We start from the raw sequence: 26,062 nt of genomic DNA on the forward strand, positions 1-26,062 counted from the left end.
AAACAGACGCCGCCCTTCTGGTGGCTCCCCGTCGACCTCTGGCCAGAAATCAAAAGATAGTAGAAACTCTGTAATCAACTCCTCCAGACCATACCTCCTCAGCAATCTGTAGCCAGAAATCAAAAGATAGTAGAAACTACGTCTCGTGGAGCGGGGCGAAGCTAGGCACATACGTCGTCACCAGAAATCAAAAGATAGTAGAAACCTCCAACAGGTGGGGAGGTGGGAGAGGGACATGAACAACCAGAAATCAAAAGATAGTAGAAACTTAATATAGAGAACTCCCCTGTCCACAGGGGCGAAACGTTTATTCCAGAAATCAAAAGATAGTAGAAACGCAAACGTAGTGAAGACCGCGGTCATCGGGAATGGCGGTCATGCTTGCGCTCCAGAAATCAAAAGATAGTAGAAACCCTCTTCTAGCTCTCTGTCTAGGTCTTGAAGAAATTCGGCCCAGAAATCAAAAGATAGTAGAAATGCCCACTCCATAGACCATATCAGTTGTCTTTCCGCCATTATCTGCCAGAAATCAAAAGATAGTAGAAACGGGGCGTCTGAGACGTCTATCACGACGGGGACAGACGTAATGTCCAGAAATCAAAAGATAGTAGAAACATGTATATGCATAGGAGGTGCGCTTCAAGGAGTTTTTCCCTAAACGCCCAGAAATCTAAAGTGTGGGCTTGTTGGTGTGGTGGGGGTTGTCGGGTTGATGTTTTTATGTGCCAGTGGTTTTTCTGGTATGGATTCTCGGTTAGTGGATGTGTTGATGGAGGTTCAGTATGACTTTCCTCTGGTGGAGCGGCCTTTTGCTGTGGTGGGTGAGAGGGTTGGGCTTGGGGAGGGGGAGGTGGTTGAGGTTCTGCGGGGGGCTGTGAGGGCTGGGGTGCTTAAGAGGATTGGGGCGATTTTGAACTACAGGGCGAGGGGGATGGAGGCGGCTTTGGTGGGGATGGCTGTGCCGGAGGACGTCATCGAGGTGGTGGCGGCGGAGGTGAATAGGGACCCGTACGTGAGCCACAACTTCCAGCGGGATTTCAAGCCGTACAACCTGTGGTTTGTGACTAAGGCGCGTAGTAGGGAGGAGCTGGAGGGGAAGGTGGCGGCTGTGGCTGGGAGGTTCGGCCTGGACTACGTGATCCTCTACTCGCTTAGGTCCTACAAGGTGGATGTGAGGTTTGACTTGAGGAGGGGGGTGTCGTGGACGAAGGGCGAGGTCATGCCGGAGTCGCCTCCCTCTGTGGAGTCGCTTGGGGTGCCGCAGGCCTTCTTCTCCAGGGTGAAGTCTCTGCCGCTGGTGCCCGAGCCGTTTAGGGAGGTGGCCGAGGCGCTGGGCACCTCCGTGGGGGAGGCGCTGGCGAAGATCAGGGAGCTCATTAGGCTGGGGGTGCTCCGGGACCTCCACGGCACTCTGGACGGGGAGGCGGTTGGGTTTAGGGAGAACGCCATGGTGGTGGTTAGGGAGCCGGTCTGCGAGGCGGCGGCTAGGCTCAACATCACCACCCACGTGGTTTTGAGAAACACGGTGCCGGGGAAGTGGGAGTATCCCTGCTACTTTATGGTCCACGGCGTGTCTAGACAAGTGCTTGAGGACTATATTAGAGACGCGGTTAGGAAACTGGGCGTCTCTGACTACCGCGTTTTATATAGTGTGCGGGGTTTTTTGAGTGGGCGGGAGATGGGGAGGAGGGTGGAACAAGTGGCGGACTAGGGGCAGACCACGCGGCCTATATTTTCCTTCGCCTGGCTTCCAGAACCTAGCTTGAGATTGGCGGCGAAGTTTGCCGTCTTGCCGCAAGCCTCTGGCTTGCAGACAAAGTCGAAGTCCTCCTCCCAGAGCTTCTTGAAGTGTAGGCCGTATCTCTCCGCCGTCGATCTCGTCGTCACTGTGTACTCTGCCTCACCGGCGGCTACCTTGGCGGCGGCCTCGTCGTGTGTTAAGGCGATGTTGTAATAGCCGGGGGCCTCCCTAGGGGCGAGGCCCAGCTGGCGGAGTAGCCTATCTATGTGTATCCTAGTGCCGGCGCCTGGCGGTCTGTTCACCAGCCTCATGTTCGCCAGCTGGGAGAGGTCGGCGATGGGGCGTCTCGTGGCCACCCCCACCTCCCTCCTGAAGCCCTGGACTAGGCAGAGGTGTGGGGCGTAGGCGGCGACGGCCTGGAGGTTGTCGCCTAGGTGGACCCCGCCGAAGTGGGCCAGCCCCCCGGCTACCATCAGAAGTCCCTGTAGCGACCCGACGAAGTAGGCTTCGCCGCCGCGGAGAGCCTCCTCTACCGCGGGGTCGTGGCTACCGGCGTATATAAAGTCGGAGAGACCCAGCACTATCCCCCTCCTAGCCGCCTCTGCCATATAGAGGCGGAGGGACCTCCGGCCCTCCTCCGTGAGCTTTGTCCCGCCTTTTCTTGACGTCTCCACCAGCCTCGCCCCCAGGGCCCTCTCGGCGCGGGCTACCAGATTCCAGAGGGTGGTGTAGGGCATCCCCAGCGTCTGGGCGGCCCTCTTCATAGAGGCCGTCATGTCTATAGCGAGGAGCGCCTTAAATACGTCTACCCCCAACGAAGCGTCTCCCACCTCTACCCTCAGCTCGGTCACAAAACGCACAACAGTTATAAAGCTCAGTTATATAGCTTCTTATGTCCAAAATTGGATATCTGATAATTGTAGTAGTGTTAATTGCCGCGGCGGCGCTCTTCATTGCCAGCCAGCGGCCGCAGGCCGCCGCGCCGCAACAGACGGCGACTGCAATCGCGGCGCCTAGGCAGCACGTCGTCCTCTACATGGCCACTACCACCAGCGTCAAAGACACGGGTCTCCTCGACGTATTGATTCCAGACTTCGAGAGGTGGGCGGCGGAGAGGGGGTACGACGTGGAGGTTAGGTACTCCGCAGTCGGCACGGGGCAAGCCCTCCTCATGGCGGCTAGGGGGGATGTGGACGTGGTGCTCGTGCACGCCCCCGCCCTCGAGAGGAGGTATCTGGAGAACGGCACCCTAAAGTGCCGAGACGTCGTAGCCTACAATTTCTTCATCGTGGTTGGGCCCAGGGGCGACCCCGCAGGCGCAAGGGGGACTTCCGCGGCTGAGGCCTTCAAGAAGATTGCGGAGGCGAAGGCGCCCTTCGTGTCGAGGGGCGACAGATCGGGCACCCACCTTAAGGAGCTGTCTCTCTGGCGCGAGGCCATAGGGAGGGAGCCTGACCCCAAGGTGGACACGTGGTACATCTCGGCGGGGGCCGGCATGGGGCAGACACTGCTTCTCGCCAACGAGAAGAGGGCCTACGCCCTAACCGACGTGGGGACTTGGCTGAGGTACAGAGATAAGCTAGACCAGCTAGAGGTGGTGGTGCCGGCGGCGCCCGACCTGATAAACATATACAGCTTCGCGATTGTCAAGCCCTCCCCCGCCGCAAGACTCATGGCTCAGTACATGCTGACGAGAGGCCAGGAGGTCATCGGCAATCTGACGGTGGCAGGCCAGCCCCTCTTCACCCCCATCTCCAGAGCTGACCCCAAGGCTCTGGAGTGGATAAAGCCGGCCATCTTCGGCCCCAGCTGTGTCGGCTGAGCTAGTCGGCATAGTGCTGAACTCGGTCTACGTCTCCGCCGTCCCAGCCCTCATCTCAGCTGTCGTGGGCACCCCAGCCGCCCTGTGGCTACACATGAGGGGCGGGCGGCTGGCGGCCGCACTTAAGGCCCTCTTCAACGGCCTCGTGGGGGTCCCCACCGTCCTCCTCGGCCTACTCCTCTACCTCCTCTTGGCTAGGTCCGGCCCCCTAGGCGGCCTGGGCATCCTCTACACCCTAGAGGCGGTGGTGGTGGGCCACACCCTCCTGGTTCTCCCCCTCTACCTTTCCTACGCCCTAACTGCGCTTGAGGGCGTCGACCCAAGGGTGAGAGAGCTGGCAGAGATGTTTGGCCTTGGGAAGGCGACTCTGCTCAAGATATATCTCAGAGAGGCGGCGGGGGGCTTGGCCGGCGCGGTCGCCGCGTCGTATGGAAGGGCGCTGGGGGAGCTGGGGATAGCCCTCATGTTGGGCGGCGACATTAGATATAAGACGCGGGTTCTCACCACGGCGGTGGCCCACGAGACTATGTTGGGAAACTGGGACGTGGCCATACAGCTGGGGGTCATCCTCTTGGTCATGGCTGTCGCAGTAAGTGCTGTCGTAACGGCCCTGGGCTTTAAATACAGGGGATGATAAAGGCCGTCCGTCTCGGCAAAAAATACGGCGGTGTGTGGGTCTTCCGTGGGGTAGATCTGGAGCTTCCAGAGGTCGGCATGGCGGTTGTCGTGGGGCCAAACGGCTCTGGCAAAACCACTCTTCTTAAAATTCTAGCCGGCTTGTTGGAGCCAGACGAGGGGGAGGTGTATATAATGGGGATGCCGCCGGCTGTAGCAATACGGCGTATGAGACGCGCCGTGCTTTATGCACACCAAGAGCCGCTTGTGCTCGCGGGCGCGGTGGAAGACAACTTGTTCTGTCGTAACGACGAGGTATTTGACGCGCTGGGGCTAGGGGGGCTTCTGGGTAGAAAGGCGAGAGAGCTCTCTGGCGGTTATAAAAAGCTTCTTACAATTGCCAGAGTGTTGTCTTGCCGGCCGAAGGTCGCGCTTTTAGACGAGCCGACGGCATATTTAGACGCGGAAAAGAGAAAGGCGCTTATGGAATACCTATGGCAATACTCCAAGAGAGCTCTCGTTGTTTGGACTACGCATTATATAGCTGAGGTGCCGCCTGGAGTGCCGCTTTATGAATTGAGAGATGGGCGCTTGAGGAATTTAGCCACGCCCTAGCAATTGGTATATTGCCTCACTTATCAACTCGGCGCATTTTATACAAGTTGCGCCGTCTCCAGAAAACGCTTGTCTCTCGAGACAGTAGGCGCATTTTTCCACATCTCTAGGCGGCTGGCCTCTAAACGCCTCTCTTACAAGAGCGGGGAGTCGCTTGACGTTATGAACTTCGCCGTATGGGTCAAATCCGAGGGCTCCCTTTATAAGAGCCTCTATAGAAACATAGGCGTTATAACACGCGGCGGCTTCATCGCCAGTTTCAAAAGCGGCTAGCGCCTGTTGGAAATGTCTAGTATGTCTCTCAAGCCATTTTATATGCATAAATGCCGTTAGTCTCTCTGTTTAAATTTTTGACGCACTTCGGCAATCAGCTGTGCGGCCCTCTTCCCCACCTCGACGGGATCCTCTCCGAATACCTTCACCACATATTTAGCTCCGCCTGCGGCGTATCCTGCGGTAAACTCCAGAGACCCCTGGGGGGTGAGTTTCGCCACGCCGCCGATTGCGACGTGGCAGCCGGCGCCTACCCCCGCCAAGAAGGCTCTCTCTGCAGTTGCCTCAATTGCCGCAGTTTTGTCACTAGCTTTTTTCAAAAGGTCTATCAGCCAGCTATCTTCCTCTTTCACTACAGCGACGACAATGCCTTGGCCGGGGGGCGGCGGCACCTCCTCTACGCGGAGCGGCACTATAGAGACGGGGGGAGAGCTCCCATATAGCCTTTGGAGCCCCGCAGCTGCCATAACAGCTGCGTCGTATTGACCAGACAACACCTTCCCCACTCTTGTATCTACATTCCCCCGGAGGGGTTTAACTTCTACGTCAGGTCTCACAGCCTTTAAAAACTCTGCCCTCCTAACGCTAGAGGTCCCCACCACCGCGCCTTTCGGCAGAGTCTCCAGCGTGTAGCCCCCGCGGCTTATAAGTACGTCATGCGGCGGAGCTCTCTTAGAGAAGCCAGCTAAGACGAGGCCTGGGGTGAGCTCAGAGGGGAGGTCCTTTAGACTGTGTACTGCCATGTCAGCCTCGCCCCTCAAGACGGCGAGGTTCACCTCTTTTTCGAAGATGCCCTTGACCCCTATCTGGAAGAGGGGCTTGTCTTGTATCAAGTCGCCAGTGGTCTTCACCACCACGATCTCGAACTGGACGTCTGGCTCCACCGCCTTTATCTGCGCCAAGAGCTCCTCCGTCTGGATAAGGCTGAGCTTCGACCCCCTAGTCGCAACTCGGATCTTCATTTAAACAGGTGGGGGATGGGGCAGAGAGGGTCGTCGCCAAACATATCGCCAGATAGATAATAGGCCCTCGCCCTATCGCCGCCTTTACAATACTGTTTAAACTTACACGTCGAGCACTTCGGCCCTCTGAGGTACCTCTCCGTGTTTATAAACGGCTCTAGCTTCTCGGGGGTGAGGATCTCTCTGAGGGGCTTCTCTCTGACGTTGCCAAGCTTGTAGAAGTCTATGAACTGGCAGGGATATACGTCGCCGTTTGGGTAAATGGAGATTATCTTCCTCCCGCATCCGCCTGTCGACTCTACGAACTTTAGGTATCTCTCGTCCCCCCCGCCGACCGTCTGGGCGATGTATATGCCGTCGTAGGGAGCTAGGGTGGTCTCTATCTCCAGTTTCCCGGCGTACTGCCTGGCCTTGGAGATGAGCGTCTCTATGAACTCTCTGTACTGCTGGGGGGTGTACCACCAGTCGGGGGGGAGCTTCTGGGCTCTGCCGGCGGCGGAGAGGTGGTAGAAAGTTATCCTCTTGACTCCCAGCGAGGCGGCGAAGTCCACGTAGGCCCCCACCTCGTGTATGTTCTTGGCGGTTACAGTGAAGCGGAGCCCCACGTCGAGGCCGGCCGCGATGGCGTTTTTTATCCCGGCGAGCGCTGCGGCGAAGCTACCCGGCGTCCCCCTGAACTGGTCGTGGAAGGCGGGGTCTATAGAGTCTAGGCTGACTCCCACGTAGACTATCCTCACCTCCTTCAGCCTCCTGGCGACCTCGGGGGTGATCAAGGTCCCGTTTGTGGAGAGGACGAGCTTAATCCCGGCGTCTCTAGCCCTCTCGGCGATTTCGAAGAAGTCCTGCCGGACGAGGGGCTCGCCTCCGGTGAAGAGGATGAGGGGTACCCCCACCTCGGCCATCTGATCGACGAGGGCTAGGGCCTCGGCGGTGGTGAGCTCGCGGGGGTCTTCGGCGCCGGCGTCTATGTAGCAATGTAGACACTTTAGGTTGCACCTCCTGGTTATGTTCCAGCTGACGATGGGCCTGAGGGGGGCCGAGAAGTTGCTTGGCTTGTCTATGCCAAATCTGCCCTTGACCTTGAAGGAGGTGGTTCCCACGCCGGCTACCATCACGCTGATGGGGATCATAGAGAATGGGGCGTTTCCGTATATATCATTTTTCATCAGCGGAAGGACTCATCAAGAGTCAGTCTTTTAAAATTGGCTCTATCTATATAAGTGTTTAAGGCGAGGATAAGAGGTATCTATGCCACAGCACTTACAAAACTCGCCCTTGACTGGGGCTTTGAAATTGTACAACCGACTCAACAAATTATAAACCGCTTTGGCCTAAAGCCAGACTACTCACCGCCAGACATCACAGTAAAAGACCACGAGTCAAAGACAGGAGTTGTGACAATTGGGGAATGCCAAGCCGTCGACTACTTTTTGGAGAGACTTAGGCAATATGTAGACCCGGTGATAGCTAAGGCGTCGGCTGGGTTGCACGACGTTTTTATAGGCCGCGTAGTTGGAGAGGGGCTTGTGGAGGCCCCTGGCGGCCAGCTTATGGAAGTGCCAAGGCGCTATGTAGTCCAGCCAGGTAGTACGTCTGTCTTTACAGTTGTAAAACCTCCCATGGGCCCCTTCCGGGGCGTCGCCGTTCCGGAGATAGTCGTCGAGGGGAAGCTTTTGGAGCTCAACACCACGGGGAGGGTCTCCTACAGTAGACATATTGCAGAGCAGGAGAGACTCAGACTGAGGATACTGGCCGAGACGAAGTTAAAAAACTACGCCTCGATAGGCCTACGTTTTAAATCTTCGGCAAAATACGCCAGTGAAGATGAGTTGGCCAAAGAGGCAGAGGAGCTTTACAAAGAGATGCTTAAGATATCGCAGGGAGGGCCCCCCGGCACCTTGTTGAGGAGAGGCAAATGCATAGCCGTGGTGTTATTTGACAGACAGGCGAAGTTTAAACTTGACGAGGCCAGGGCGGCAGTTGTGCCGACGATACGGGGCCACCACGCATTGAGAGGGCAGGGCCTTGGCAAATGTCTAGATCTGCTAGACTACGCAGGAGCTGACGTCTATGAGAAAGCCGTAGAGTTCTTAGCCAGGGGAAGAGTCGTCATCTACCACGTCAAGCCCTGGGGCGAGGTGATCAAAATGCGGGGGGAGGTGGTAAAAATATCTGACGACGTCCTCGTGGTGAAGAGGCCGCTGAGACCCGGCGGCGTCCTCGACGGGATCGGCGCTAAGATCGAGCCGGGGACCTACGCCCTCACTTGTGTGCCGAAGTCCGGCGGGTATGTGGTACACAGTTACTACAGCGCCTCCGGCGTCTATCTGGGGACCTACGTGAACATAAATACAGATCCCGAGTGGGGCCGCCGCATTATATACATAGACCTCCTAGTGGACAAGGCCTATGGTCTCGACGGCGTTGAGAGAGTACTAGACGCTGACGAGCTCCAGCGCTACGCCCACATGCTCCCTGAGAGACTGAGGAGGCCCGAGGCCCCCGGCGGAAAAATATGTACTTCCGAGGGACTTACCTCAGCTCTTCCTCAGTCTTCCTCCGCTTAACCGCCTGGTCGAAGATTATCCAATTCCTGTACCACTGTTCATTTATCTTCTTGAGCTCCGCCAGTATCATCCTCGTCAGCTCTTGGGCTGTCACGTTTTCCCTGTCCATCACGGCGCACTCTACTTTCTTCGCGATTTTCCTCGCCACGTCTGCTGGCGCGCCTGCCTTCAAGACGCTGACGACAACTTTCTCAGGGATAAACTCCTCTACTCTCCCATCTCTCTTTACAACCTTAACCATGTATCTACTGGAGAGGTGTTATATATTTTGCGCCAGAGCGCCCTCTGTTATTGATGCCACCTTGACCTCTGCTCTCAAGCCCTCCTCTATGTAAGCCCTCTCTACAGCTGCCTTTACTACGTCGCTATTTTTCTCTTCCACAAGGGCGATTATAGAGGGGCCGGCCCCCGATATGGACACGGCCAGCGCCCCGGCCTCTAGCGCATACCTCTTGACTCTGCCGTAGGCTGGTACATAAGGCGCTCTAGCCGGCTCGACTACTTCGTCACTCATTCCGAGGGCCACAAGTCTTGGATCTGATTTTGCAAAGCCGGCGACTAGCGCAGAGACTCTTGCCAACTGCGCCACGTAGGTTCTAAAAGACACCTCTCTGGGGAGGACGCTCCTCATGACTTTTGTCTTCTCTGGCATAGGGGGGACGTCTGGCACGCCGATTACAAATATGAGCTTTGGCATAAATTTAACCAACTCCAGAGGCTTGACGGAGGCGATAACTACAGCGCCGCCCAGCGCCGCCGCCGCCACGTTGTCAAAATGCGGACTGCCGGCCGCCGCGACCTCCCCCAGCCCAGCTGCTTCTACCACAACGGCGGGCTCCACCCTAAGGCCGGCCTCCCGTATAAAAGCCGCCAAAGCCGCCACCGCCGACGCACCGCTACTCCCCAAACCTCTGGCGATGGGGATGTTATTTACCACCTCCGCCTCAACTCCCCAACATCTGCCCAGTCTCTCGAAGAGGTGTTGGAAGGCCCTCTTCACTGTGTTGTCACTCCCTGGGTTAAACCCCCGGAACTTTATATCTACGCCGCATCCAGACGTCAGTTTTATATACGCCTCGGCGAAATATGCGTCGTGAGCCACAGCCACTACATCAAATCCAGAGCCTAGATTTGCGCTTGTAGACGGCGCCCTCATACGTCATAACTGTTTGAGACTCATCTCAGGGGTCGCATCGCCGCTGCTGTAGTTCTTTTGCCAAGTCGGGTAGAGAGATAGCGCCGCGCCCACTATGTACATACTCCCGCGGTTGTATATGTATATAAGCTTGGCGGCTCTAGCGCCAGAGGTATTTATATATAGACACTTTACAAATATTAAAGCAATAAATATTACATAAATATTGCGAAGTTACTGTTAAATTTATGTAGACCTATAGCTACAGCCCACGGCGTCTAACCGCCCCCAGGGCCCAAGTCCCCGGAGGCCCCACCTCCGGGGGCTCGGGGGATAAACCGACGGCGCTGGACGGGCCACCCCGCCCGGCGCTGTCGGCCAAATCGGCGCCGACGGTTAGACGCCGTGGGCCCCTTCTCTTCAATAATAAGGTCTACCTCCTCTTTCTAAAGTAGAGTAGGGCCAGGCCTGCCGCTAGCCACAAGAGCAACGCCCATAGATATCTATACTTCTCTAATATTGTAAGGCCTATGCCCACAGGGAGGAGGGCCATGGCTATGGCAGAAGACAGGGGGACGCCGGCTACGACTGGAGTTTTAAACGCGCTGTAGAGAGTGCCACTTCTAGAAAACTTAGCCAGCGCCACGGCGACCATGAGGTAGTTTATTAAAGAGCCGACGGCGTATATGGCTAGGATTATCTCTATTTCTCCCGGCGCTATTAGAACTAGAGATATTATATAGACCAGGAGGAGAGAGAGATGTGGAGTTCTAAACCTCTTGTGTAGTCTTCTAAATACTCCAGGGAGGAGGCCCTCCTCAGCTAACATATATGTCAGTCTCGAGAAGGACACATAACCTGCGAGAGCCGCCGTAATCATTACGAGAAATAGGTTTATAGCCACGGCGTATGTCAAAGCCGGGTTTATCTCCGCCGCGAGATACAGCGGCGCAATAGCTGGGTCGACAAGTTCCTCTGGCCTCAGCGCCGACATTAAAGCAGCTGTGAGGCCCAGGCCGAAGAAGGCTCCTATGGCGACGACAAGCGCAGTCGCCTTGGGCACTTGCACAAGGGGCTCCCTGGCCTCTCCAGCCAGCTGTCCGATGGCGTCTACGCCTGTAAAGCCGCGGGAGAGGAGAGAAAAGGCGAAGAGGAGACTCGCCCCCTCGACGCCGGCCCAGTTGAAGTAGGGCGGCCAGGAGGGGTGGGTGGCTAGAGCCCAGATTATCAACGCCGGCATCACTACGAGGTCGACCACGGCCACAGCCTTTGCGAAGTTCGCTGACTCTCTTATCCCCAGGACTGTCAAGACGAAGAGAGCTGTGGTGATGGCGGCGGCTAGGGCAACTTCCTGTATCCCAAGCCCAAGCGTCTTGTTTATAATTTTGGCGGCGTCTATTGCGCCATATGCAACCATGACAATTTGGTCAAAGGCAATTAGCCACGCCGATATATACGCCAGCGTAGAGCCGAAGGCCGATTTAACATATAGATAAGAGCCGCCTGTCTCGGGGAATCTAGACCCCATCTCGCCATATGTGACAGCTATTGCCGCCATTAACAACACGCCGTATATAGCGCCGAAGAAAGCGTACTGCCCGGCATAGAGGGCAATAAAGCCAAGGAGGAAGTAGTAGGTGCTCTGGGAGTCAGAATGCACCAGGGCATACATGTCGAACACCCCAAGTCTCCGCCTCAGCCACGCTCTAGTAAGTACCACGGCAAAAAAGTGGCAAGGGTATATAAGGCATTTTTAAAAACCCAAAATCCTGCATAGACATGTTCGACTTGGCCTACCTAATTCTCAATACAATAGGCGGCATCTATCTTTTTATCCTCGCCCTTGGCGCAGTTAAAAAGCCTGGGGGCCGCCCGGCGGGGCCTATAGATAACTACCTCGTAGTAGTCGTCACAGTAGGCAACGAGAGAGTCCTCCCGGCTCTTCGCGAAACTGTGGCACAGTTAGAACGCCTCGGTCTCCGCTACGTCGTCGTCTCCTCAAACCCCCTCAACATGAGAAACGTCCTCGTCGTGCCGCGGGAGGAAGACGGCACGAAGTACAAAGCCATCAGGTGGTTTGTCCTCAACTACGCCCGGCCCGACACATGGTACATATTTCTCGACGACGACTCCTACCCCCTTGACACGGAGTTCCTCAGGGACATCGCCTACTACGGCGCCAGAGGCTATGTCGCCGGCAACGGCGTGATTGTGCCTAGGCCCGGCCGCTCTAAGTTGGCCTACGCCCTAGATTGGATTAGACACTTCGACGACCTCACCCGCTACCGCTTCGCCCTAGAGGTGCTGAGGAGGCCCATCTTCGGCATGCACGGCGAGCTCCTCATAGTAAGGGGAGACGTCCTCAGGGAGATATGGCCCGCCATGGGCGACACCATCACCGAGGACTTCCGCTTCGCCATGGAGCTCCTCAAGCGGCGCTACAAGACCTTCCAGACCAAGACGAGGGTCTCTATCAGAAGTCCCAACTCTCTGCTAGACTTCATCAGGCAGAGGGCGAGGTGGGCCGCCGCCCTCGGCGAAGCCGTGAGATACAGAAACCCCATCCCGCCGGCCTCAGCAGCCGTCGCCATTTTCCTCGCCGCCGCCGGCCCCCTAACCGCACTCTACGGCCCCACCCTCGCCACTGCAGTAGCCGCCGTCTACGCTGCCGTGTATATATATGGTAGCCTAAGGGCGAGGAGATACATAATAGACGTCCTCCTGGCGTCTACACTTGAGCTATTAGCCATGGCGGCAGGCGTGTTCCACAGACAGAGACACTTCTACATAATAGACAAGACCTAAAGAGCCGTCTCCCGTCGTGACAACCCCAGGGCTGGAGTAGAGGAATATATAGCTAAAGGGCCGCCGCCGGGATTTGAACCCGGGTCAACGGGACCACAACCCGCCATCCTAACCGCTAGACTACGGCGGCTTGACACATCAACAGCCGGAGTTTATAAACTTTAGCTACACAGGCGACGATGTAGTACGCGGTTTATGACCGCGCCCTAAAGGGCGGGGCTTTCAGTTGTAACGCCACATCTCTAGCTGAACAGCTTTTTCACCACGGGCTCGGCCAAGTCGGCTGGCTTGTTCTCTATGCACTTCTTCAAGCGGCCCCCCTCTATGACGCATATGACGTCGCCTATATAGGCGGCTTCATAGGGGTCGTGGGTTACGTAGAGGACGGGCTTGCCCAGCCGCCTGACGGCATCGTCCACAAGCCGCTTGTTGAACCAGTCCAGGTGGGAGGTGGGCTCGTCCATGAGGAAGCCGCAGGCCCCCGCCAGGAGGCCAGCCGCGATGTTGACAAGCTGCTTCTGGCCGGTGGAGAGGCCTCCCCTGTCCAGCAGCTCCCTTATGCCCAGGAGGCCGGCCACCTCCTCCACATCCCGCTCCCCCCGGCCCCACCTCGCCGCCACCCACTTCAGGAACCTCCTCGGGCCGCCGGGCGGGTCCACCGGCGTGGACTGTATATATACGAGCCCCCTCTCCTCCGGCGGGAGGCGCGACACCTCTCTCCCACACGCCGTCACCGACCCCTCCGCCGGTATGGCGCCGGCTATCGCGTCCAGTAGCGTCGTCTTCCCGCTGCCGTTTCTCCCAAGCACCACTGTGACAGAGTTGACGGAGAGGCGCTCCACCTCCAGCTGGAACCTCCCTCTCCTGGCCCTAAGCCCCCTCACCTCGATAGCCATAGCCTCAGTAGGTACGCCGTGGAGACCCCCAGAGCCGCAACAGCCATGGAGGCCGCCACCGTGGCGCCCAGCCCCTCCTGGAGGAAGGCCTGGTATATGTAGATAGACATGGTGGGCGGGTAGGAGGCGAAGATGAGGAGCACCCCCAGCTCCCCAAAGCCCCGGAGGAAGGACAGCAGGAAAGCAGCCGCGGTAGCCCTCTTTAGCGAGAGGAGGAGAGCCACCAGAAGCCTAAGCCCCCCAAGCCCCAGCGACCTGAAGTAGAGCTCCGCCCTGACGTCCTTAAGCGCTCCGTCGAAAACTGCGTAAGACACCGGCAGAGCCATGACGAACATGGCCAGGAGGACCCCTGCCGCCTTGTTTACAAAAAAGCCGTAGAGCCACTCCGGCAGGAGGGGGTTCCTAAAGGCCGCCAGGAGGAGAACCCCCACCGCCGTAGGCGGCACGACGGCAGGCGCGTAGAGGATCTGCGCCACAGCCGCCTGCCAGCCCCCACGCCCCCAGACGGCCACAGCCAGCCCCGGTAGCAGGCCGAGACCGGCCGCCGCCCCGCTAAACAGAGCAGTAAGGAGAAACGCCTCCCCGAACCCCGGCGGAGGCGCCCCCAGGTAGGCAATCGGCAGTATAAATAGTAGAAGCGCCACAAACACGACGGCGGCCAATGCCAGAGCCACAGAAAACAACACAGCCAGGGATTTAGGCTTTACCTACACAAAAAATAAATAATGGAAAACTACATAAACTAGTTCAAATAAAAGACAAAAACAAACAAAATATACATAAACAAAGTAATAAGACAAAAAATTAAAAGAAGACCATTTATATAATACAAAAGCACAAAACTTTAAAAAATTTAAACTTGATATTTCGTATGTAAGTTATATAGATAAGCCACGGCTTTCATACAGACATGCGGCGGGCGGTCCTAATCGGAGCTCTAATCTTGGTAACAATAGCATTTTTGTTGCAAATCCAACAGCCGCCGCAGAAGATGCAAGAGACGGCGGCTACAACGGCGACTCCTCCTTTGAAGTCTCCGGAGGCGGCGGCACCCGGCGCCACGGCGACTAAAGCGTGCTCGGGCTCGCCTCTTGGGTACGTGGCGCCTACGTTGGTTAAGGTGGTTAAAGACGCGGCGGCGGCTGCGGGCCTCGGCACGGAGGGGATACAGTCTGTGGGGTCTGTGGAGGGGCTTAGGAGGATACAGGGCGGCGCCAAGCCGGACCTCTTCGGGTCGGTGGATATAGAGCTGAGGCCAGACGCCGAGAGGGCGGGAGCCCTCCAGACCTACTCTCTGGGGAGGTTCAAGCTGGCCCTCGTCTGCAGAGCCCCCACGACGCTTGAGGAGCTGGCCTCCGCCAAGACGGTCTTCCCGGACCCCAACAAGGCCCCTATCGGCTATAGGGAGCTCGCCGCCGCGTGGATGCTGTCTCGGGACCTCGGCGTCAACCTCACGGCGAAGTACACCGCCCTGGGGGTGAGGTTTGTATACAACGGCACTCTCTACGTCTACATACCCAGCTCCCTCCCCAACACCGAGGCGGTAGACGTGGCCCCCAACCTAGACGGCTCCTGGGCTAAGTTCGAGGCGGGGGCGGGCCGCTGCATGTTCGCCTACGTCCCCTTCCTCCTCGGCAAAGGCCTCCAGCTTAGGCCCGCCGGCGGCGGCACCAGCTACTGGGAGCCATACACGGCCGAGGCGGGCGGGAGGACCTACTACGTGTACGTCTTCAAGCCGCCCTACGACTTCGCCGAGGACCCGCCCATCAAAGCCGTGGCCGTCCTCCTCGGCCCGCCGGTCAAAACTATAAGGGTGGGCCACTTCGAGGCCTTTGTGGCCTCCTACACGGAGCTGGGCAACTGCGTCATAGAGTCACTGAAGAAGATGGATTTGTCGAAGTACGGGTTTATAACCACGGCCCGGGCTACGGCCGGCGCGTCTAAGTCAGCTGTTGTAGAGGTGGTGGATGTGTTGGGGCGGCGGGTGTCTGTGAAGGCGCCTGTGTCTAGAGTTGTGGCTTTGGGGCCGGGGGCGCTTAGGCTCGTGGTATATCTCAACGCCACAGACAAACTAGCCGGGATAGAAGAGATAGAGAAGAGGCCACCGCGGGGTAGAGACTACGGCTACATCCTCTGGACAAAAAACCTCACCTCGCTCCCAGTGGTTGGGCGGGGTGGGCCTGGTAGCCCTGTTGACTACGAGAGGATACTATCTGTGAGGCCGGACGTGATTATCATGTCGCCTTTAGTGGCCGACGCCCCCGACAAGATCCAGGAGAAAACCGGCATACCCGTGGTGGTTGTGTCGGCTTTTATCGACAGCGGCGAGGGCTGGGTCAACTTCACTAGTTTGTACAAGTCTCTTAGGACCGTCGGCGTTTTGTTGGGTAGAGAGGAGAGGGCTGAGGAGCTGGTTAGATACATGGAGGGTTTGATCAAAGATCTCAAGAGGCGCACCGCCAACATAACCCAAAGGCCAAAGGTGTACGTAGGCGCAATCTCTTACAAAGGCGGCCAGCCCTTTGAAGCGACTCAGTCGTACTTCCCCCCTCTGGTCTTGCTGAACACGCCGGGGGTCGCAGATAGATATGGAATAAAAGGGGTCGCTAAGATCGACTGGGAGGCGCTCTTGAAGGAGCAGCCTGACGTGATCTTCATCGACTTGGGGAACTACATGTTTGTAGTGCAGGACTTTAACAAGAGCCGGGATAAGTACTGCGCTCTTAAGGCCTTTAGAGAGGGGAGGGTATACGGCATTTTGATGTACAACTGGTATGGAACCAATATCGCTACGCTTTTTGCTGACGCCTATTTTATGGGTAAGGTGCTTTATCCTGAGGCGTTTAGGGATGTGGATCCTGTGGCTAAGGCTGACGAGATCTATAGGGAGTTCCTCGGCACGCCCCTCTACACGGCAATAGCCAAAGACTTCAAAGGAGGATTTAGACAGCTGACAGAATTCAAATGCGGGTCCTGAGCCCACTAGTTTTTCTGGCATGAGGAGCCGGTTGGAGGCTTGGCTTTTGGAGGATCTGGGGAGCTACGACTTGACTACTGAGGTTCTAGGCATCGGGGGTCTGAGGGGGGTTGCCCAGCTCTTCGCCAGGGAGGAGGCGGTGGTGGCTGGGTCTGAGGAGGCGGCTGAGGTGTATAGGCTGGCGGGCTGCGGGGAGGTGGAGGTGGTTAAGAGGAGCGGCCAGCTGGCACGGAGGGGCGACGTCGTGTTGCGGGCGGTGGGGGAGGCCCGGTGTCTACACGCCGCCTGGAGGACGGCGCAGGAGGTCGTTGCTTGGGCCTCGGGGGTCGCCACGAAGACGAGGAGGCTGGTGGAGCTGGCGCGGCGGGTCAACCCAAGGGTCGTGGTGGCGGCTACGCGGAAGACGCCGCCCGGCCTGAGGGCGCTGTATCACAAGGCGGTGCTGGCGGGAGGGGGTATGGTCCACAGGTGTTGTCTCTCCGACGGCGTACTCGTCTTTAGAAACCACCTGGTCTTCCTGGGAGAGGGGGCTCTGCAAAAGGCCGCAAAGGCGGCTGCGGTTAGGCCAGCCGGCGTGGAGGTGTCCACCGTCGAGGAGGCCGTTGAGGCGGCGAAGGCGGGTTTTAGCTATATCCAGCTGGAGCGGATGACCCCGGAGGAGGTGGCGGAGGCGGCGGCGAGGGTCAGGTCGGTGAACCCCCGCGTGGTCGTGGGGGCGTCGGGGGGCATAGACGAGCACAACATCGCGTCTTATGCCCCACATGTCGACGTGGTGGTTACCTCTGCCCCCTACCGCGCGCCGCCTATAGACTTGGGAACTGAGATGACGCCTTTATAAAAAACCCTTTGTACGTCTTGACAAGAGTAGCTGAGGACTAGTACAGAAGCCATAGCTGCAAGTCTCGAAAGCCGCATGTACCAGGATGTAAAAACCATCTATAACACCTCGGCGTTGAGTATCTCCCGATGGTTTACAACTTAAAGTTTATATATAACGTGTAGGTTTTGATATGCGTTGGTTGTTTGTTTTAGTGGTGCTTGCCGCGGCACTTTACGCCCAACAGGTTGTCCGCGTGGTTTATCCCCTGCAACTCCCACCTGCAGACATTTTCTCTCTGTATGTGGATTTCAAAAAGGCGGTACCTATATGTCCCCCATACTGCAACAATACTGAGATTGTATCCGTAACTCTAAATGGGGTACTTGACGTGAGAAGCGGAGGCGGCTACAGCGTTGTGCTTTACTACGACAGAGGAGGGGGGTGGAGAGCCTTGTGTACTCTGCCGGTTGTGCACAACGCCTTCTCTGGCTCATGCGCCGTGCCAAGCGACGCCAAGAGCTTAGGCATAGCCCTCTGGCAAGGCGGCAGGTGGCTCCAGAGCGTCGATATACACAACCTGAGGTTTTGGACAGCATGTCTATGTGTCCCAAGGCCGCCTACTATAGAGGGCGTGGATCACCCGTCTGTGGCTAAGGTGGGCGAGGACGTCAGATTCCACGTCTGGCTAAACTGGTGCGGCAACCGCCAGGAGGAGGTCAGACTCCAAATCGGCGGCGTCGAAGTTGTTAAAAAGGCGAGCATAAATTACACATGCCCATTGAGAGTCAGAGTCGACTTCGGGCCCTTCCGCTTTGAAAAACCGGGCGTATACAACTGGACGGTGAGGACACAAGCCGACGTACGCTCTGGCTCTATTAAGATAGAGGATGTTAAGGTCTGTCCCCCAATCCTGTGGCCGCCGAGGATAATTAACTACTCCGTCCCCAGCGTTGTGTACGTCGGCGAGCCGTTCGACGTCAAAGCCGTTGTTGAGGGGAATGTGCCAGCCCTCGTCGTGTTTAGGCTTGGTAATACCACGACAAGCCGCTATGTAGAGTTGGGAAAGGACGGATGTGTAGAGAAGAGGGAGATAGTCTTCAAGCCGCCTCCCCTCAGCAGGCCGGGGACAGAGTCGTGGACGATAGAGGTGTGGATGAATAGAACGAAAACCGACGAGAAGCGGGGGGTGCTTGAGGTGAGGAGTAGGTGTAGCCCGAGGGTCTCGGTGGAGGGCCCACAGCGCGTCTACCTCGGGTCGTCTTTTAACATGACCCCGGCAACTGTGGAGTTAGCGGCGGCGAGCTGAGGATGTCTTTTTCGCCTTTTGAATTTGTGGACGTTAGGCCTGGGGATCTGCTTGGCAGAGACCCGCTGGTGGGGAAGAGGGAGGTGTCCGGCGGCAGCTTGATATATGCCGTAGCTAGAGTGGGGCCGACTCAAGCCCCCACGCCCCCCGGCGTATTTATCGCTATTAGATTCAAGGCTGTGGCCCCCGGCGAGGCTGAGACCAGAGTAGAAAAGGCCAGCTTCGCAGACGAGAAGTTCAACGACGCGGCGGTCTTGGCAAAAAATGCAAAAGTGGTAGTGACGGCGCAGGTCACAACACCCACAACACCCGCCCCCACGACGCCCTCCAAGCCGCAGCAAGAAACTGCGACCACCACGGCGCACTACCAGATCCCGCCGGAGGCGGCGGCGCTTGCAGCCCTCGCCGCAGTCAGCGCGGCAGTAGTCGTCCTAATGGCGAGAAGGAAAACTTAGCGATCTGCTTGACGCTATGGGACATATTTTGCCTTACGATAGAGGAGTATTATGCCGGCTACTGCCACCGTGGCGGTTGCTATTAAGGCTATTTTTACAATAGCCCCCCTCTCTGACTGCCAAGCTCCTCTGTGAGCTTTTTCCTTTCTTCCGCATACGTGGCTTTTAGTTTTTCAAGCTCCGTAGACAGCTCGTTTAGCTTTCTCCCCAGTTCTACAGCTCTTCTAGTCCATGTGTCAACCTCTTCACGACATATGCTTAATTCGCCTTTCATTTGAGCCCTGTCTTTAGGCACTAACAATCATAAACTTCTTTTATTGCTGTCGGAGCTTAGCAATTGCTGTAGCCGGAGTATAGCCTGTGAAACTAGCCAAATTTGATAACGATCTCATACCCCCCGACTATCCCCGTCCTTATGTGGAGCCGCTCTGGTCTCTCGCCGGTTGGTATTTGGAAAAGCACGTCGCCTTCGGCGGCGGAGCCGGGAGCCACACGCGCCGTGGTGTCTAACGCTCTAAATTCGACGGCAGATTTTACAACCTCGTCGGAGACTCTCCACACGAAGTCTAGGCTGAAGGGGTATATCCTCTCATAGCTCCTCCTGGCGTCTGTAACAAGCACAAAGCCGTATATAGGCGGCGAGTTAGTTTCTCTACCCACGTTTTCAACTCTCAACCTGACGACCACGAGCTTGTGGCCTTCCTTCGCCTTGTAGTAACTACTATCGCTTCTAATATACGCCGCCTCTCTCACATCCACTGCAGTGATAACCCAGTCCCCAGCTTTCACCCCCCGGCCTAGAGTCCCCGTCAGATTCACAACCTTTGACGCCTCTCTGGCGGCCTCAGCCAGAGACCATAGAGCGATGTGTACGATAAAAGTGCCTAATAACGCCAGGAGAGAAAATATCATCAACACCACGCCCAATATCAATGGCAGTTTTGCAGACTCTCTCTTTGCTACCATATACGCCCCAATGACTATGCCGGCGATTGCAAAGAGATACCCCAACAAAGCAGACGTAGCCCACGCCACTGGAAACGCAAACAGAGCTAGAAAAAATCCCAGGAGAAACAACACAACAGCCTTCCACACTCTCATAATACCTACAGACCAACATAGATTTGTACTTTTTGAGACTACAACTGTTGTAAAGTCGAGCTCCAAGACGTCATGGAAACCTATAGTGGCCACTGCAGCGGAACCGCTCGCCTACGCTATCTTGGGGGCCGAGAGACGTGTACGAGAGACGTGGGAGCTCGTTGACAAAGGCAAGGTCATACAAGCCAGAAAAGTTCTATAAAGTTGGCAGAGACGGCCCTGGCCGAACTACATAACCCTAGGAAAACCATGCGAAGTCGGGGAGGTAGAGCGCGCTAAGGCTATATAACGCGGCTAAAGAGCTGGTCTTAATATATGACGGCGTCTACAGGTCTTAGAATATATGACGTGTTGCACATACGCAGATTCCGGGCTCACAGCTGAAGACGTCAAACGCAACATAGGCCCTAGAGGACATCGTTGCAATACTCTGGAACAAAGTCAGAAAGACATAACCCACAACTTAATCGCCGTTGTACAAGCTGCTTTTAACGTACGCCGCTCTCCTATTGAGTCTGTATTACAGGCCCTATCGACTTGGCCGGTGGCCGCCGCCTCCCACAGCCTAGTCTCTCTATGCCCTGCCGCGTCCCGCCGGGGTCTAGCGGGGGCTTTGCTGATGTCCCTGCTTCGTCTCCCTACATGCTCCTACGGCTTCGCAGAGGGCCTCGGCGTCTCCGGCCAGGAGTATGCCGCTGGCGATCTCCTCGGCGAACCTGGTGCCCGCCATCTTTCTGAACTCCTCCACCGTGTAGACCCGGGCTCTAGGTCGATGGGGAACGACGAGTCGAGGAAGTCCGGTATCCTGTCCATAGGCCTCCTCCCGTCCTCTCTAAGCACTATCACCACGTCGGCGTCTGAAAACGCCGTGTAGTCCCCCCTCGCCAGAGAGCCGATCAGAACCACCGCCAGGGCCCCCGCTCCACAGCCCACCTAGCGCACCGGAAAAGCTCCCTAAACACCCTCTCCACATCTAGTCTCTCACCGACATACCTCACAATCCTCTCGACGGCGCCCTCCGCATCCCCCTGGTGAAGTAGTCCATCGGAGTTCTCTCGGGGTGCGCGTTAGGGTATCTAGACGGTATGTAGAATTTGTCAAGCCCCTTCGCCGCATCGACGAGGTCGCCGGGCGGCTTGACGTGCGCCGGGAGGCCGGCCAGAAGATAGAGCTGCCCCACGTCTCCACCCCCCAGACATTGGTAGAGAGCCTTAACCGCCTTCTCCGCGGCTTGATGCGCGGCGAAACACGCCTACTCGTAGTCTCCAAACTCTAGAGACCTCCTCGCGTGCTTCAGGTCGCGGAGGGCTTGCCTAAACCAGTCACGCGCCCTAGAGACCACACAGCTGCGTGCACACCGCTTTTTCAAAATCTTGTCGCTGTGTACAAACATCGACGAGTTGCCTCCGAACCTGCAAATAGACGGAAAGCTATTGCAACTCCTCAGCGTTCCTCACCCCCAGCTCTCTATACACGGAGCGCTTTATCCTCCCACCTCGACCAAGCCCCATGCAGAAGAGCCACTTCCCCAGCTCCACAACTCCTTAGAATTTGTAGACGTCAACCTAAATCGATGGTCGCGGTGTCAGAGATGGCGGCCTCCGGAGTCGTCGGCAGGATGGATCTCGCCCCGAAAGGCTTATATAGGGGGGTGGCGGATTGAATGTGGCTGAGAACTTGATTGCGGCCGTTCTGGGCAAGGCCGCCGAGGAGGCCCTAGAGACCGCTGTGCAGGCCTATCTGCAGAAGAAGATCTCGAGGGAGGACTTCCAGACGGCCCTCCTCCTCGTCATCGTCAAGATGATGGGCGACATGAATAAAAAGTTGGACGACACGAACAAAAAGCTAGATGATGTAGATAGAAAGCTGGACAACATCGGGAAAGACCTCGCAGAGGTCAAACAGATACTCGCCGCTCTAAACGAGAATGTGGCCCAGACCTATGAAGAGCTGGCGAAACTCATGGCCAACCTAATGAGGAGGAGCGTCCGGATATAGCGTCTCGGGCTCAACATCCGACGAGAAGGCGGCGGCCAGCAGACGCTATACGAAACACCGCACAGCGGTCTATGACGCCGTTTACGCAACGGTCAAGCAACTATTTTCCAACATCCACTCTCTGGGCGGGTCCGCGTTGTTGAAAGCGGCCGTCCGTAGCTGTGCGCAGTTGACCGCTATGCAGGACGCGAGTTAAGAGCCCTTCAGAAGGCAGCCATGTGACGCAGTCTGTTGCGCATGTCTGCGCGGGCATCCCTACGCTCGGGGCTACGGCTTCGGGCGCGCCCTCCCAGCGCTACAGTACGGAGGCCGAGACCCCACGGCGGAGCTAAGTTGCCTATGTGGAGCAAAGGCGGAGATAGGTTTAATTTTGGCGCATCTAGACGTGAGTCTCGACTTGAAGAGGGAGTTCTTAAGGCTGTTGAGGGAAGACGAGGAGTTTAGATACGCCGTGATGGGGCTACTAGGCGTTGCGGACTTGAGGACCTCACTGGATAACCTAATCAAGGCCGGGGCCAAACACGGCGAAGTAATTGACAAGCTGAGGAGCTCTGTTAAAGAACTGAGGAAAACCATAGAGGCGCTGGCGAGACCCATCAAGGAGTTGAGAAAGGACGCGCTGAGCGAAGACGTAAGAGACACAGCGAAGCTGTACTCGTAATGCGGAACAGCATTGAGAGGTTAACATCATTGGCAACGGCGCTGGGCTACGGGCTGTTCACCGAGGAGGCCTTTAGGGACTTCATCAAGTAGCTAGTCAACGATTTGCTCAAGGTTTACCAAACTAGGCGTTGGACCCACTACGACAGCGAGGGCTTCGGCCGCCCACTTTTGGCCATCGACGTCGACGTTCTCGCTAGAGATAACGAACACGTTCTCGTCGGGTAAGCCCGGCGTCGACCGCGGAGACGTGGCCGAATTATACAGAGAGGGCCTCCTCTACGAGAGAGTTGATAAGGCAATGCCGAGGTTGCTCATTGTAAGCCCCGGCGATTAGGAAGAGGGTTCTCAAGCTGGCTGGAGAACTGGGCGTCGAGGGGGTCTCCAAGTCATATAACACCGCCACCACGTAATGGGTCTCCGACATTGTTGTGTCTAACGGCTTAACCAGAGGCTACGTTACCTGGGGCGAGCTACATAAGTTAACGAAAGCGAACCAGCTGGCGCTCCTTGTTGAAGTGAAGACTGGACTTGAGGCGGTTGGGTGGCACAAGCTGGAGTACGTAATTGACTAGATAAGGGAGTACGTAAATGTGCTAAAGCTCAAGTACGCAGCTTTCAACGAGTTTAAAGACGGGGCGCTTAGGAGCAAGCTTAGAAGAAACGGTATCGAAATCTTCGAAAACTTACTAGGACGCGCCAAGAAATTCCAAGCCTACGTAATCAACGCATTATCCACGTGATAAAAAGCGTAGCTCAGCCTTATGTACAGCGTAACTGCAATGTCTGGGCGTGGGGCTTTATCCATAATTGGGGCGATAAACTCTCGATGTTGATTAGCGATTCCCTAGCTGCTTATCCAATTTTCGTGTTATGTCAAAACGAGAGCTTGTTGTTGGCACTATCACTGAAATAAATACGAGTATAATGCACAAAATTTTTACCTTTAAAGCCGTTAATATGTCTGGTTCTTTGTTTGTGGCGCGAAGCAATGTTTACACTTTTCGCATGTCGTATTTACGCCTAGCTCGTTTGGACAGATGTACTGGCTGTATTTCTCCAGGGCTTGTCTCAGCTGTGAAAGCCTTCTGTGTTCTAGGAATATGATGAGTCTCTTGCCGTTTTTGGCGGCCCACTTAGCCAGGGCTTCTATCGCGGGGATCTGGCTCTTTACGTCTTCGCCAGCGGCTAGATATGTGATGTGGTCGAAGTAGGCGCCGTATTTTTCATAGGCCTTGTAGTTGGCCCCGTCTAGAGACATGAGGACTACCAAGTTGCGCGGCCGCTCTGGCGACGCCGCCACTATGGGGAACGACCGCGTGTATAGGTAGAACGTCACGTGGTGGAAGTCGGACGCCAGCTTCTTGAGGTAGCCCCAGTACCAGTCTGAGAATACGTCTCCGCCTACGTGAAACCTAATTATCTCCGCCCCCCTAAACTCCACGATGAAGCGGGTCCAGTCTCTAAGCCAGCTGTACCCTTCCCTCACGACGTGGATGAAGTTGATGTACTCCCTCAGGAGGTGCAGTGGGTTGTACCTGGCGATGTTTATGTCGTAGCACACAAGCCCCCTCCCGCGGTAGAGCCCGGCGGACCCCGGCCTCCCGCAGAAGGTGGCGTAGGGGCATGTCAGAACCGGCGGGAGGTCGAAGGTCCATATCCTCCCCACCTTCCTATTGCCGGGGACATACGGCATTTTGGGCACCGGCACGCCCCCCGAGATCCTCCTCTGGATTTGAACCAGCTGGGCGAGCTCCAGCTCGGAGCGCGGCGGCCTGTAGGCCCCACCTCTGTAGAGCTCCCAGGCAAGCTCCCTCAACGTCCATCTGCCAATGCGTCTGTCGAACAACGTTAACATATAATAACAGCGGTTTAATAGCTACTTAATGAGTATTTCTCAGGAGAGATGTTATGTCATATTAGGATCTCCGGAAAATTGGCATTATGCAATATCGGAAATATCAAAAGAGAACGAATTAACCCCTAAATACTCTGGTGAATGCGATCCACAATGCCTAATGGTGTTAAGAGAGAAAAAGAAAAATGGAAAAATTCTATGGGCATTTCCTAATACGAAAGATTATAAAGAATTAGAAAATAATTTTAAGACATATAATGAAATATACATACTAGCTGTATCTACTGCCAGGTTTGGTGATACAACACCAGAGGAAGATAAGAAAAACGCGGAGGTATATCTTTCGAAAATTGTGGCTCTCGGTAAGGTGACGAAAGACGACCTTATAGGTGGATGTAGTTGTCAATACTGGCCCAATAAAGATAATAATTGGTATTATAAGTTTTTTATCGAGGTCTTGGCGTATTTAGACCCTCAGAACGGGAGAGACGGCTTTATACTGAAAGGCTTTCAGCCTGGGTCGCTTAAAGAGGTAGATTGCAGACTTCTGTTTAATATCCTCGATTTAGCGGTGAAAAGCGGTATCTATAAGGTTCCGAGATGTAGAGGGGAGAGCGATGTCAAACTTTTTAGAAAAGCTATTGACGAGCTAAAGGGGCAGTTTCAGGGAATGTCTGAAGTGGTGGAGAAGGTGGGGGCGGCGCTGTACGCCGGCAACGTGTTGCTTATCGGTCCGCCGGGGGTGGGGAAGACGACGTTGGCGGTGGAGTTCGCCAAGAGGCTGACGGAGGGCGACTATATCTTGGCCACTGCGAACGCGCTGTGGTTTAGACGTGATGTGGTTGGAGGGGAGACCATAAGGGAGGGCTCCGTCGTCTGGAAGAGCGGCTTGTTGATTAAGGCGTACAACAGGGCCGCCAGAAACTGTGGGAGACCTCTCCTGCTTATAATCGACGAGATAAATAGAGCAGATGCAGATAAGGCCTTTGGCGAGTTCTTCTCTATCTTCAGATCGCCGAGTCCCGAAGACTGGGAAATACCCAAGACGCTGGTGGAGGAGATTGAAGGATATGGCGATAAGGCCGACGAAGAGGCGAGGGCCTTCCTGCGAAACTATAGAGAGATGGGAGACACCCCCCTCAAGAGGATCAGGGTGTTAGCTACGATGAACACACGCGACGTTAGAAACCTGTTTCTGCTGGGGGAGGCCCTCTTGAGGAGATTCACTATCGTGAGATTCGAGAAGATCGGAGAGGATGTTCTAAAGGCCGATGGCGAGCTCTACAGCGCATATCAAAACATGAATAGAGGTGGCGACATTCCGCCCAGCGCGTTAATTCACGCCAAGAGGCTTAGAGACGCATACAAGGCCCTGGGTCTTGCCGAGCCGCGAGCTGAAGAGCTGATCGAGATGTCGTCTGGAGGATTCGCCCTGAGGAAGAGACACAGGACGTAG

Annotated in this window: 31 protein-coding genes, 1 tRNA gene and 1 CRISPR repeat array (1 of these 33 running past the window's edge); of the genes, 16 read left to right on the plus strand and 16 right to left on the minus strand. The window is 56.1% G+C overall.

Going from position 1 to position 26,062, the window contains the following annotated elements; all coding sequences use genetic code 11:
• Nucleotides 1-615: a CRISPR direct-repeat array (repeat unit 25 nt; unit sequence CCAGAAATCAAAAGATAGTAGAAAC); it begins 362 nt to the left of the window's first position.
• A gap of 127 nt (nucleotides 616-742) precedes the next feature.
• Nucleotides 743-1,711 carry an Lrp/AsnC family transcriptional regulator gene (locus PISL_RS00230; protein ID WP_053240222.1) on the plus strand — a complete coding sequence of 323 codons (969 nt, stop codon included), beginning with the start codon at nucleotides 743-745 and terminating at the stop codon, nucleotides 1,709-1,711.
• On the opposite strand, the gene PISL_RS00235 is transcribed toward PISL_RS00230, so the two are convergent.
• Nucleotides 1,708-2,601 carry a substrate-binding domain-containing protein gene (locus tag PISL_RS00235; protein ID WP_011761806.1) on the minus strand — a complete coding sequence of 298 codons (894 nt, stop codon included), beginning with the start codon at nucleotides 2,599-2,601 and terminating at the stop codon, nucleotides 1,708-1,710. The genes PISL_RS00230 and PISL_RS00235 overlap by 4 nt on opposite strands.
• A 32-nt stretch (nucleotides 2,602-2,633) precedes the next feature.
• Between PISL_RS00235 and PISL_RS00240 the strand changes: the two genes are divergently transcribed.
• From PISL_RS00240 to PISL_RS00250, 3 genes are read left to right on the plus strand one after another with little or no spacing between them, the layout of a single operon-like run.
• Nucleotides 2,634-3,563, plus strand: a complete 930-nt coding sequence (locus PISL_RS00240) for an ABC transporter substrate-binding protein (RefSeq protein WP_011761807.1) — start codon at nucleotides 2,634-2,636, stop codon at nucleotides 3,561-3,563.
• Nucleotides 3,553-4,197 (plus strand): ABC transporter permease, encoded by a 645-nt coding sequence (locus PISL_RS00245; protein WP_011761808.1) that lies wholly within the window; start codon nucleotides 3,553-3,555, stop codon nucleotides 4,195-4,197. The genes PISL_RS00240 and PISL_RS00245 overlap by 11 nt, the downstream gene beginning before the upstream one ends.
• A 35-nt stretch (nucleotides 4,198-4,232) precedes the next feature.
• Nucleotides 4,233-4,793: an ABC transporter ATP-binding protein gene (locus PISL_RS00250; protein WP_245218404.1), complete on the plus strand. Its 561-nt coding sequence runs from the start codon at nucleotides 4,233-4,235 to the stop codon at nucleotides 4,791-4,793.
• Here the strand turns inward: PISL_RS00250 and PISL_RS00255 are convergent.
• From PISL_RS00255 to PISL_RS00265, 3 genes are read right to left on the minus strand one after another with little or no spacing between them, the layout of a single operon-like run.
• Nucleotides 4,779-5,114, minus strand: coding sequence for a HEPN domain-containing protein (locus PISL_RS00255; protein WP_011761810.1), 336 nt, complete (start codon nucleotides 5,112-5,114; stop codon nucleotides 4,779-4,781). The two genes, PISL_RS00250 and PISL_RS00255, sit on opposite strands and share 15 nt — an antisense overlap.
• Before the next feature lie 8 nt (nucleotides 5,115-5,122).
• The gene (gene hemC / locus PISL_RS00260; protein ID WP_011761811.1) at nucleotides 5,123-6,028 is read right to left on the minus strand and encodes a hydroxymethylbilane synthase; all 906 of its coding nucleotides are present in this window, start codon (nucleotides 6,026-6,028) and stop codon (nucleotides 5,123-5,125) included.
• Nucleotides 6,025-7,158, minus strand: coding sequence for a radical SAM/SPASM domain-containing protein (locus tag PISL_RS00265; RefSeq protein ID WP_053240521.1), 1,134 nt, complete (start codon nucleotides 7,156-7,158; stop codon nucleotides 6,025-6,027). The genes hemC and PISL_RS00265 overlap by 4 nt, the downstream gene beginning before the upstream one ends.
• 90 nt (nucleotides 7,159-7,248) lie before the next feature.
• On the opposite strand from PISL_RS00265, the gene PISL_RS00270 reads away from it, so the two are divergent.
• Entirely contained in the window at nucleotides 7,249-8,595 is a 1,347-nt protein-coding gene (locus tag PISL_RS00270) for a ribonuclease FAU-1 family protein (protein WP_011761813.1), read from the plus strand.
• On the opposite strand, the gene PISL_RS00275 is transcribed toward PISL_RS00270, so the two are convergent.
• From PISL_RS00275 to PISL_RS00285, 3 genes are all read right to left on the minus strand, one after another.
• Nucleotides 8,561-8,836, minus strand: a complete 276-nt coding sequence (locus tag PISL_RS00275) for an ATP cone domain-containing protein (protein ID WP_011761814.1) — start codon at nucleotides 8,834-8,836, stop codon at nucleotides 8,561-8,563. The genes PISL_RS00270 and PISL_RS00275 overlap by 35 nt on opposite strands.
• An 18-nt stretch (nucleotides 8,837-8,854) precedes the next feature.
• On the minus strand, nucleotides 8,855-9,751 hold the full coding sequence (locus tag PISL_RS00280) for a homoserine kinase (RefSeq protein ID WP_011761815.1): 897 nt from the start codon (nucleotides 9,749-9,751) through the stop codon (nucleotides 8,855-8,857).
• 412 nt (nucleotides 9,752-10,163) lie between these two features.
• Entirely contained in the window at nucleotides 10,164-11,450 is a 1,287-nt protein-coding gene (locus PISL_RS00285; protein ID WP_011761816.1) for an APC family permease, read from the minus strand.
• Nucleotides 11,451-11,509: 59 nt separating this feature from the next.
• Here PISL_RS00285 and PISL_RS00290 point away from each other — a divergent pair, with 59 nt between their 5' ends.
• Nucleotides 11,510-12,535: a glycosyltransferase family 2 protein gene (locus PISL_RS00290; protein WP_011761817.1), complete on the plus strand. Its 1,026-nt coding sequence runs from the start codon at nucleotides 11,510-11,512 to the stop codon at nucleotides 12,533-12,535.
• A 58-nt stretch (nucleotides 12,536-12,593) separates the two neighbouring features.
• On the opposite strand, the gene PISL_RS00295 is transcribed toward PISL_RS00290, so the two are convergent.
• From PISL_RS00295 to PISL_RS00305, 3 genes are all read right to left on the minus strand, one after another.
• Nucleotides 12,594-12,665: transfer RNA gene (locus tag PISL_RS00295), tRNA-His, on the minus strand.
• Nucleotides 12,666-12,777: 112 nt separating this feature from the next.
• Nucleotides 12,778-13,431: an ATP-binding cassette domain-containing protein gene (locus PISL_RS00300; protein ID WP_011761818.1), complete on the minus strand. Its 654-nt coding sequence runs from the start codon at nucleotides 13,429-13,431 to the stop codon at nucleotides 12,778-12,780.
• Complete coding sequence (locus PISL_RS00305; RefSeq protein WP_011761819.1) at nucleotides 13,416-14,117, minus strand: ABC transporter permease family protein; 702 nt, start codon at nucleotides 14,115-14,117, stop codon at nucleotides 13,416-13,418. The genes PISL_RS00300 and PISL_RS00305 overlap by 16 nt, the downstream gene beginning before the upstream one ends.
• A gap of 224 nt (nucleotides 14,118-14,341) precedes the next feature.
• On the opposite strand from PISL_RS00305, the gene PISL_RS00310 reads away from it, so the two are divergent.
• From PISL_RS00310 to PISL_RS00325, 4 genes are all read left to right on the plus strand, one after another.
• On the plus strand, nucleotides 14,342-16,408 hold the full coding sequence (locus PISL_RS00310) for an ABC transporter substrate-binding protein (protein ID WP_011761820.1): 2,067 nt from the start codon (nucleotides 14,342-14,344) through the stop codon (nucleotides 16,406-16,408).
• Nucleotides 16,409-16,427: 19 nt separating this feature from the next.
• On the plus strand, nucleotides 16,428-17,246 hold the full coding sequence (modD, locus tag PISL_RS00315) for a ModD protein (protein WP_011761821.1): 819 nt from the start codon (nucleotides 16,428-16,430) through the stop codon (nucleotides 17,244-17,246).
• A 172-nt stretch (nucleotides 17,247-17,418) separates the two neighbouring features.
• A complete protein-coding gene (locus tag PISL_RS00320) occupies nucleotides 17,419-18,534 on the plus strand; it encodes a hypothetical protein (RefSeq protein WP_011761822.1) in 1,116 nt (371 codons plus the stop codon).
• Between the two features lie 26 nt (nucleotides 18,535-18,560).
• On the plus strand, nucleotides 18,561-18,989 hold the full coding sequence (locus PISL_RS00325; protein ID WP_053240223.1) for a hypothetical protein: 429 nt from the start codon (nucleotides 18,561-18,563) through the stop codon (nucleotides 18,987-18,989).
• Nucleotides 18,990-19,083: 94 nt separating this feature from the next.
• On the opposite strand, the gene PISL_RS00330 is transcribed toward PISL_RS00325, so the two are convergent.
• From PISL_RS00330 to PISL_RS11205, 5 genes are all read right to left on the minus strand, one after another.
• Nucleotides 19,084-19,284 carry a hypothetical protein gene (locus PISL_RS00330; RefSeq protein WP_167827576.1) on the minus strand — a complete coding sequence of 67 codons (201 nt, stop codon included), beginning with the start codon at nucleotides 19,282-19,284 and terminating at the stop codon, nucleotides 19,084-19,086.
• Between the two features lie 71 nt (nucleotides 19,285-19,355).
• A complete protein-coding gene (locus PISL_RS00335) occupies nucleotides 19,356-20,090 on the minus strand; it encodes a DUF4352 domain-containing protein (protein ID WP_167827577.1) in 735 nt (244 codons plus the stop codon).
• A gap of 648 nt (nucleotides 20,091-20,738) precedes the next feature.
• Nucleotides 20,739-20,996 carry a nucleotidyltransferase domain-containing protein gene (locus tag PISL_RS00345; RefSeq protein WP_245218405.1) on the minus strand — a complete coding sequence of 86 codons (258 nt, stop codon included), beginning with the start codon at nucleotides 20,994-20,996 and terminating at the stop codon, nucleotides 20,739-20,741.
• 88 nt (nucleotides 20,997-21,084) lie between these two features.
• Entirely contained in the window at nucleotides 21,085-21,285 is a 201-nt protein-coding gene (locus PISL_RS11200; protein ID WP_245218471.1) for a HEPN domain-containing protein, read from the minus strand.
• Between the two features lie 57 nt (nucleotides 21,286-21,342).
• Entirely contained in the window at nucleotides 21,343-21,432 is a 90-nt protein-coding gene (locus PISL_RS11205; protein ID WP_245218406.1) for a HEPN domain-containing protein, read from the minus strand.
• A 323-nt stretch (nucleotides 21,433-21,755) separates the two neighbouring features.
• Between PISL_RS11205 and PISL_RS00355 the strand changes: the two genes are divergently transcribed.
• The 5 genes from PISL_RS00355 (at nucleotide 21,756) to PISL_RS10390 (ending at nucleotide 23,491) form a co-directional block, all read left to right on the plus strand.
• Nucleotides 21,756-22,088, plus strand: coding sequence for a hypothetical protein (locus PISL_RS00355; protein WP_011761827.1), 333 nt, complete (start codon nucleotides 21,756-21,758; stop codon nucleotides 22,086-22,088).
• Nucleotides 22,089-22,473: 385 nt separating this feature from the next.
• Complete coding sequence (locus tag PISL_RS11210) at nucleotides 22,474-22,749, plus strand: hypothetical protein (protein ID WP_011761828.1); 276 nt, start codon at nucleotides 22,474-22,476, stop codon at nucleotides 22,747-22,749.
• A 249-nt stretch (nucleotides 22,750-22,998) separates the two neighbouring features.
• Nucleotides 22,999-23,085: a hypothetical protein gene (locus PISL_RS11215; RefSeq protein ID WP_245218472.1), complete on the plus strand. Its 87-nt coding sequence runs from the start codon at nucleotides 22,999-23,001 to the stop codon at nucleotides 23,083-23,085.
• A gap of 94 nt (nucleotides 23,086-23,179) precedes the next feature.
• Nucleotides 23,180-23,323: a hypothetical protein gene (locus PISL_RS10385; protein WP_167827579.1), complete on the plus strand. Its 144-nt coding sequence runs from the start codon at nucleotides 23,180-23,182 to the stop codon at nucleotides 23,321-23,323.
• A gap of 18 nt (nucleotides 23,324-23,341) precedes the next feature.
• Nucleotides 23,342-23,491: a hypothetical protein gene (locus PISL_RS10390; protein WP_167827580.1), complete on the plus strand. Its 150-nt coding sequence runs from the start codon at nucleotides 23,342-23,344 to the stop codon at nucleotides 23,489-23,491.
• 212 nt (nucleotides 23,492-23,703) lie between these two features.
• Here the strand turns inward: PISL_RS10390 and PISL_RS00365 are convergent, their stop codons facing one another.
• On the minus strand, nucleotides 23,704-24,606 hold the full coding sequence (locus tag PISL_RS00365) for a GP88 family protein (protein ID WP_011761829.1): 903 nt from the start codon (nucleotides 24,604-24,606) through the stop codon (nucleotides 23,704-23,706).
• Nucleotides 24,607-24,634: 28 nt separating this feature from the next.
• On the opposite strand from PISL_RS00365, the gene PISL_RS00370 reads away from it, so the two are divergent.
• Nucleotides 24,635-26,062 (plus strand): AAA family ATPase, encoded by a 1,428-nt coding sequence (locus PISL_RS00370; protein WP_011761830.1) that lies wholly within the window; start codon nucleotides 24,635-24,637, stop codon nucleotides 26,060-26,062.

The sequence above is a fragment of the Pyrobaculum islandicum DSM 4184 genome, assembly GCF_000015205.1.
In the GTDB taxonomy this organism is placed as follows: Archaea; Thermoproteota; Thermoprotei; order Thermoproteales; family Thermoproteaceae; genus Pyrobaculum; species Pyrobaculum islandicum.

Coding starts and splice junctions, on each gene's coding strand:
- modD (WP_011761821.1), top strand. CDS start 16,428: ATGAGGAGCCGGTTGGAGGCTTGGCTTTTGGAGGATCTGGGGAGCTAC.
- PISL_RS00290 (WP_011761817.1), top strand. CDS start 11,510: ATGTTCGACTTGGCCTACCTAATTCTCAATACAATAGGCGGCATCTAT.
- PISL_RS00365 (WP_011761829.1), bottom strand. CDS start 24,606: ATGTTAACGTTGTTCGACAGACGCATTGGCAGATGGACGTTGAGGGAG.
- PISL_RS00255 (WP_011761810.1), bottom strand. CDS start 5,114: ATGCATATAAAATGGCTTGAGAGACATACTAGACATTTCCAACAGGCG.
- PISL_RS00310 (WP_011761820.1), top strand. CDS start 14,342: ATGCGGCGGGCGGTCCTAATCGGAGCTCTAATCTTGGTAACAATAGCA.
- hemC (WP_011761811.1), bottom strand. CDS start 6,028: ATGAAGATCCGAGTTGCGACTAGGGGGTCGAAGCTCAGCCTTATCCAG.
- PISL_RS00320 (WP_011761822.1), top strand. CDS start 17,419: ATGCGTTGGTTGTTTGTTTTAGTGGTGCTTGCCGCGGCACTTTACGCC.
- PISL_RS00335 (WP_167827577.1), bottom strand. CDS start 20,090: ATGAGAGTGTGGAAGGCTGTTGTGTTGTTTCTCCTGGGATTTTTTCTA.
- PISL_RS00300 (WP_011761818.1), bottom strand. CDS start 13,431: ATGGCTATCGAGGTGAGGGGGCTTAGGGCCAGGAGAGGGAGGTTCCAG.
- PISL_RS00370 (WP_011761830.1), top strand. CDS start 24,635: ATGAGTATTTCTCAGGAGAGATGTTATGTCATATTAGGATCTCCGGAA.
- PISL_RS00240 (WP_011761807.1), top strand. CDS start 2,634: ATGTCCAAAATTGGATATCTGATAATTGTAGTAGTGTTAATTGCCGCG.
- PISL_RS00275 (WP_011761814.1), bottom strand. CDS start 8,836: ATGGTTAAGGTTGTAAAGAGAGATGGGAGAGTAGAGGAGTTTATCCCT.
- PISL_RS00280 (WP_011761815.1), bottom strand. CDS start 9,751: ATGAGGGCGCCGTCTACAAGCGCAAATCTAGGCTCTGGATTTGATGTA.
- PISL_RS00265 (WP_053240521.1), bottom strand. CDS start 7,158: ATGATCCCCATCAGCGTGATGGTAGCCGGCGTGGGAACCACCTCCTTC.
- PISL_RS00230 (WP_053240222.1), top strand. CDS start 743: ATGGATTCTCGGTTAGTGGATGTGTTGATGGAGGTTCAGTATGACTTT.